General features: G+C 39.6%; 3 protein-coding genes and 1 pseudogene. 2 read left to right on the forward strand and 2 right to left on the reverse strand.

What is annotated here, in order from left to right:
• Positions 1–12 precede the first annotated feature (12 nt).
• Both recU and pbp1a read left to right on the forward strand, forming a co-directional pair.
• The gene (gene recU, locus HT701_RS01765) at positions 13–609 is read left to right on the forward strand and encodes a Holliday junction resolvase RecU (protein WP_000248777.1); all 597 of its coding nucleotides are present in this window, start codon (positions 13–15) and stop codon (positions 607–609) included.
• A complete protein-coding gene (gene pbp1a / locus HT701_RS01770; protein ID WP_172931150.1) occupies positions 606–2,768 on the forward strand; it encodes a penicillin-binding protein PBP1A in 2,163 nt (720 codons plus the stop codon). The genes recU and pbp1a overlap by 4 nt, the downstream gene beginning before the upstream one ends.
• Positions 2,769–2,932: 164 nt before the next feature.
• Here the strand turns inward: pbp1a and HT701_RS01775 are convergent, their stop codons facing one another.
• Entirely contained in the window at positions 2,933–4,912 is a 1,980-nt protein-coding gene (locus HT701_RS01775) for a peptide ABC transporter substrate-binding protein (RefSeq protein ID WP_172931151.1), read from the reverse strand.
• A 116-nt stretch (positions 4,913–5,028) separates the two neighbouring features.
• Positions 5,029–6,076: pseudogene (locus HT701_RS01780) on the reverse strand (IS630 family transposase).
• Between the last annotated feature and the right edge of the window lie 9 nt (positions 6,077–6,085).

The raw sequence follows: 6,085 nt of genomic DNA on the forward strand, positions 1-6,085 counted from the left end.
ATAAGGAGAATTATGGTCAACTATCCACATAAACTTTCATCACAAAAAAGACAAACATCTCTTTCTCAACCCAAAAATTTCGCAAATCGAGGAATGTCTTTTGAAAAGATGATCAATGCTACCAACGACTACTATTTGTCTCAGGGCTTGGCTGTTATACACAAGAAACCAACCCCTATTCAAATTGTACGAGTGGACTATCCACAGCGAAGTCGTGCTAAGATTGTTGAAGCCTATTTTCGACAAGCTTCAACGACGGACTATTCTGGCGTTTATAATGGATATTACATCGACTTTGAAGCCAAGGAAACAAAACAAAAACGTGCGATTCCGATGAAAAATTTCCATCCACATCAGATTCAGCATATGGAACAAGTCCTTGCCCAACAAGGAATCTGCTTTGTCCTTCTTCACTTTTCTTCTCAGCAAGAAACCTACTTATTGCCGGCATTCGATTTAATTCGCTTCTATCATCAAGATAAGGGACAAAAATCAATGCCACTTGGATATATTCGAGAATATGGATATGAAATCAAGGCTGGTGCTTTCCCTCAAATTCCCTATCTCAATGTTATCAAAGAACATTTATTAGGTGGTAAAACAAGATGAACAAACCAACGATTCTGCGCCTAATCAAGTATCTGAGCATTAGCTTCTTAAGCTTGGTTATCGCATCCATTGTCTTAGGCGGAGGAGTTTTTTTCTACTACGTTAGCAAGGCTCCTAACCTATCCGAGAGCAAACTAGTTGCAACAACCTCTAGTAAAATCTACGACAATAAAAATCAACTCATTGCTGACTTGGGTTCTGAACGCCGCGTCAATGCCCAAGCTAATGATATTCCCACAGATTTGGTTAAAGCAATCGTTTCTATCGAAGACCATCGCTTCTTCGACCACAGGGGGATTGATACCATCCGTATCCTGGGAGCTTTCTTGCGCAATCTGCAAAGCAATTCCCTCCAAGGTGGATCAACTCTCACCCAACAGTTGATTAAGTTGACTTACTTTTCAACCTCGACTTCCGACCAGACTATTTCTCGTAAGGCTCAGGAAGCTTGGTTAGCGATTCAGTTAGAACAAAAAGCAACTAAGCAAGAAATCTTGACCTACTATATAAATAAGGTCTACATGTCTAATGGCAACTATGGAATGCAGACAGCAGCTCAAAACTACTACGGTAAAGACCTCAATAATTTAAGTTTACCTCAGTTAGCCTTGCTTGCTGGAATGCCTCAGGCACCAAACCAATATGACCCCTATTCACATTCAGAAGCAGCCCAAGACCGCCGAAACTTGGTCTTATCTGAAATGAAAAATCAAGGCTACATCTCTGCTGAACAGTATGAGAAAGCAGTCAACACACCAATTACTGATGGACTACAAAGTCTCAAATCAGCAAGTAATTACCCTGCTTACATGGATAATTACCTCAAGGAAGTCATCAATCAAGTTGAAGAAGAAACAGGCTATAACCTGCTCACGACTGGGATGGATGTCTACACAAATGTAGACCAAGAAGCTCAAAAACATCTGTGGGATATTTACAATACAGACGAATACGTTGCCTATCCAGATGATGAATTGCAAGTTGCTTCTACCATTGTTGATGTTTCTAACGGTAAAGTCATTGCACAACTTGGTGCTCGTCATCAAGCAAGTAATGTTTCATTCGGCACCAACCAGGCTGTGGAGACCAATCGTGACTGGGGTTCTAGTATGAAACCAATCACTGACTATGCTCCCGCTTTAGAATATGGAGTCTATGACTCTACTGCAACTATAGTACATGATGTTCCTTATAACTATCCTGGCACTGATACTCCACTCTACAACTGGGATCATGGCTACTTTGGAAACATTACAATCCAGTATGCTCTTCAACAATCACGAAATGTCACAGCCGTTGAGACTTTGAATAAGGTCGGTCTAGATAGAGCTAAAACCTTCCTTAATGGTCTTGGTATCGACTATCCAAGCATGCATTATGCAAACGCCATTTCAAGTAATACAACAGAATCTAACAAACAATACGGTGCAAGCAGTGAAAAAATGGCTGCTGCTTATGCTGCCTTTGCCAACGGTGGAATTTACCACAAACCCATGTATATCAATAAGGTCGTCTTCAGTGACGGTAGTGAAAAAGAATTTTCTGATGCTGGTACACGAGCTATGAAAGAGACTACGGCCTATATGATGACCGAAATGATGAAAACAGTCTTAGTTTATGGTATCGGACGTGGTGCCTACCTACCATGGCTTCCACAAGCTGGTAAGACTGGTACTTCTAACTATACTGATGAAGAAATCGAAAAATATGTCAAAAACACTGGCTACGTAGCTCCAGATGAATCGTTTGTAGGTTATACTCGTAAGTATTCTATGGCTGTATGGACTGGTTACTCAAATCGTTTAACTCCAGTCATCGGCAGTGGGTTCACAGTTGCTTCTGCGGTCTATCGTTCAATGATGACTTACCTATCAGAAGATGACCACCCAGGAGATTGGACTATGCCTGAGGGCTTATATAGGAGTGGAGAATATGTCTTTAAGAATGGAGCTCGTCCTACATGGACTGCTCCTGCTACTCAACAATCCTCAACAGCTGAAAGTTCAACTACACAGGCAAGTACTACGATTGGTCAACAACCCAATAATGCTCCCGCAACCGATCCTAATCAAGGACAAGCTGGTCAGACTGTTCAGCCGACACAATCAGTACAACCAACGCCACAAAATCCACAAGTTCAACAGCAACCACAACAGTAAACGAAAAAATCCTGAGAACTCTAAACTCAGGATTTTGTCATTTTCAAAATGAAATACAGAGATCAAGTACATTTCCCCACAATAAAACGCATACGATCAAGGCTTTCATCACCTGACAATATGCGTTTTGCTTTTAAAGACTTTTTGCTCAGTCTCTTTTTGTTTTATTTGACATGTTTGGCAAGTTCTTCTTGCGCTTTTTTATTGGATTCTGCTTTTTCTTTCATCCATTTTTCTTGAGCTTTTTGGTATTCATCTGCAGTAACTGCCTTGTCTTGAATTTCAAGGTATTTATACAAGACTGGGTCACTTGTACCTTTATTTCCTGACAATGCAAATGGTATTGTAAATGGTACCATCTTAGACAAGATTGGACGACCAGTTTTAGAAGTTGTTGGGATGATCAAAGCACTGTCGGTCAACCAAGCTTGGGCAGCAGCATATTTTTCATAGCGTTTAGCAACGTCTATAGCCTCATCACCAGCCTCAGTAACCAATTTTTCGTAGTCATATAGACCTACTTTTTTAGCAGCTACATTATCTTCCCCTGAGTCAAATCCTAAATATGTTTTAGTACTTTCTCCTACAGAAGGTTTGATAATATCGAGATAAGTTGATGGATCGGCAAAGTCTGGACCCCAACCGACATTATCTGATAAATCCCAGTCTTCGCCAGCAGCATTTTCAGCAAATAGAGTTACATTAAGCAATTCATCTTTTTGCAATTGTTGGATATCAATAACGACATTATCAGTTCCTAAAGTTGCTTCCAAGGATTGTTTCATAGATTGGACGCGCTGAACTTTTGTAGTTGCTGTCTGATCAACAGGCATATCTAGGTGAATTGGGAATGTCACACCTTCTGCTTGTAAAGCTGATTTAGCTTTAGCAAATTCAGCCTTGGCTTTTTCTGGATTGTAAAGACCATCTTGTGAATCTGCAAGATTAACATCCTTCCATTCATCCCCATAAGTGACCAATTTCTCTTTGACCAACTCACCAAAGTTTTTACCATCTGCTTGAACAAATGTTGGTGGAACAAAGATATTACGTAAGATTTTGCTTGCTCCAGTTTGTCCATTCAACTGAGAGGCATAGGCTGTACGATCAAAACCAAAGGCAATAGCCTGACGGAAATCCTTGTTTAAGAGAGCCTTTTTAGTCGATGTTTTTTGTTCTTCACTGGTCTTAGATGTGTATTTATAGGACTGACGGTCAATATTTGTACCAACTAGATACGTAATAGAGTCTTGTTGAGTATAGACAATATTGTCCTTCATACTCTTCTCAAGCTCTGCGAAACTTGCACTTGTTGGATAGAGACGAGCTGCTGTAAGGCTACCATCTTTAAAGTTTTCTGCAGGTTTGCTGGTATCTTGACCATCCCAGAATGACAATTTGACCTTGTCAATATGCACATTGTCCTTATCCCAGTAGTTCGGATTTTTCGCAAATTCAACAGAGGATTTTGTCACAATGGATTTCAACAAATAAGGTCCATTATACAAGAGACTACTTGGATCCGTAGCTTTGGCAAAATCATCCCCTTTGGAATTCAAAAACTCTTCATTGACTGGCGCAAGCACACCCATAGTTGTTTTAGAATTCCAAAAAGTTTCAGGTTTGTTCAAGGTGTATTGAACTGTCTGATCGTCAAGGGCTTTAATCCCAACTTGAGCAAAGTCTGTGATTTCACCTTTTGCATAGGCATCCAGACCTTTGATTGAATCCTGTACCAAGTAAAGAGCATCCGCTTTCTTATCTGTTGCATATTTAAGACCTGTCACAAAGTCCTGAGCCTTAACAAGAGCATACTCTTCTCCCTCAGATGTATACCACTTGGCGTCCTGACGAATCTTATAAGTATAAGTCAAGCCATCCTTAGAAACTGACCAGTCTTCTGCCAATGAAGGAACAAGGTTCCCGTATTTATCATTTTCAAGCAATCCATCAATCACATTACTAGTAATCTCAGAAGTTGCTGCCTTACCAGTTGTCAAATAGTTGAGATTATCTGGATGTGTTTCGTAGGTAAACGCAAAGGTCTTTTCACCTTGAGCGCCTGAACCCCCAGAACAAGCAGCTAAAACACCAGCTGCTAATAAAGTTACTCCCACAAGAGCCAATACTTTTCTTGTTTTCATAGTATTCTCCTTTGTTTTTTATTCATTATAGACTCTTTTTCAAGTCCTGTCAATAGAATTTTCTGAATTTTAAGAGTTATTTGTTATATTTGATATATTCTGAAAAATAAAATTGTTCATTTATGCCAAAAAAGCATTCTAGTCCATCTCCGATTAACGATGGACTTTATCACCTCCTTCTCCAGTCCTTGTATAACATCTTGGAGTTGATTCATGACATCTTCCAAAGTTCGAAAGGCTTTATTCTTAAATCCACGTTTACGAATCTCTTTCCACACTTGTTCAATGGGGTTCATCTCTGGTGTGTATGGAGGAATAAAGGTAAAGCCAATATTAGTCGGAATCTTTAAGGTACTTGATTTATGCCATATAGCATTGTCCATAACGAGTAAAAAATAATCATATGGATAAGCTTGTGAAAGCTCTTCTAAAAAGGCGCTCATCCACTCAGTATGACATCCACCAGCGATTAAGAAAAATGATTCGCCTGTATGGGCATCAACAGCTCCATAACAATAGCGAAATTCTCGTATATAGTGACTATGGACATGTGGACCTACTCCCATTGGATCCCAACAAAATCCCAGTTTACTGATTCTACCGAAACCAGCCTCATCTTGGTACATCAAGCAAACCTTACGAAAATGCCTACTGGTTTTAAAGCGCTTTCTTGTTTTCTTGAATTGAGATTTTATTTTTAGACGCGACAATGGTTTGAGCGTCTGCTTTCCTAGGATGTTCTGGACGTGGCCTAATATTTCGCCAACCATGGCGCTTCAACAGTTGATAGAAGGCATCACGTGTGTAGGAAGAACCTAACTCCTTTTTATAAGCCTAAAATAAGGCATCAATTGTAACAAATTCTCCTGCCTCTGCAGCCTTCAAATGACGGGCAAGAAAGGCTTTCTCTTCCTCAATTGTCATATATGCATAGTTACGACAACCACGTGTTTCTTGAAGGAGAGAATCGAGTCCGAACTCCTCATATTTTTTTACAGTTGGCCAAATCGTTGTTTGATTACAGTCTAAAAGCTCTATAATCTCTTTATAAGATTTGCCCATCAGACGAAATAGAACGATTTGAAGGCGTTTATGATATTTAGCTGTACTAGAGTCTTTTAAAAGTGTTTTGATAGCTTGGATTTCTTCTTTAGTTGATTTCATATTACTATT

Origin of the sequence: Streptococcus sp. 10824 (genome assembly GCF_013276595.1) — a bacterium.
GTDB lineage: Bacteria > Bacillota > Bacilli > Lactobacillales > Streptococcaceae > Streptococcus > Streptococcus pseudopneumoniae.

Bases quoted from the DNA above. Each gene is read 5' to 3' on its own strand.
- HT701_RS01775 (WP_172931151.1), bottom strand. From the start codon at position 4,912: ATGAAAACAAGAAAAGTATTGGCTCTTGTGGGAGTAACTTTATTAGCA.
- recU (WP_000248777.1), top strand. From the start codon at position 13: ATGGTCAACTATCCACATAAACTTTCATCACAAAAAAGACAAACATCT.
- pbp1a (WP_172931150.1), top strand. From the start codon at position 606: ATGAACAAACCAACGATTCTGCGCCTAATCAAGTATCTGAGCATTAGC.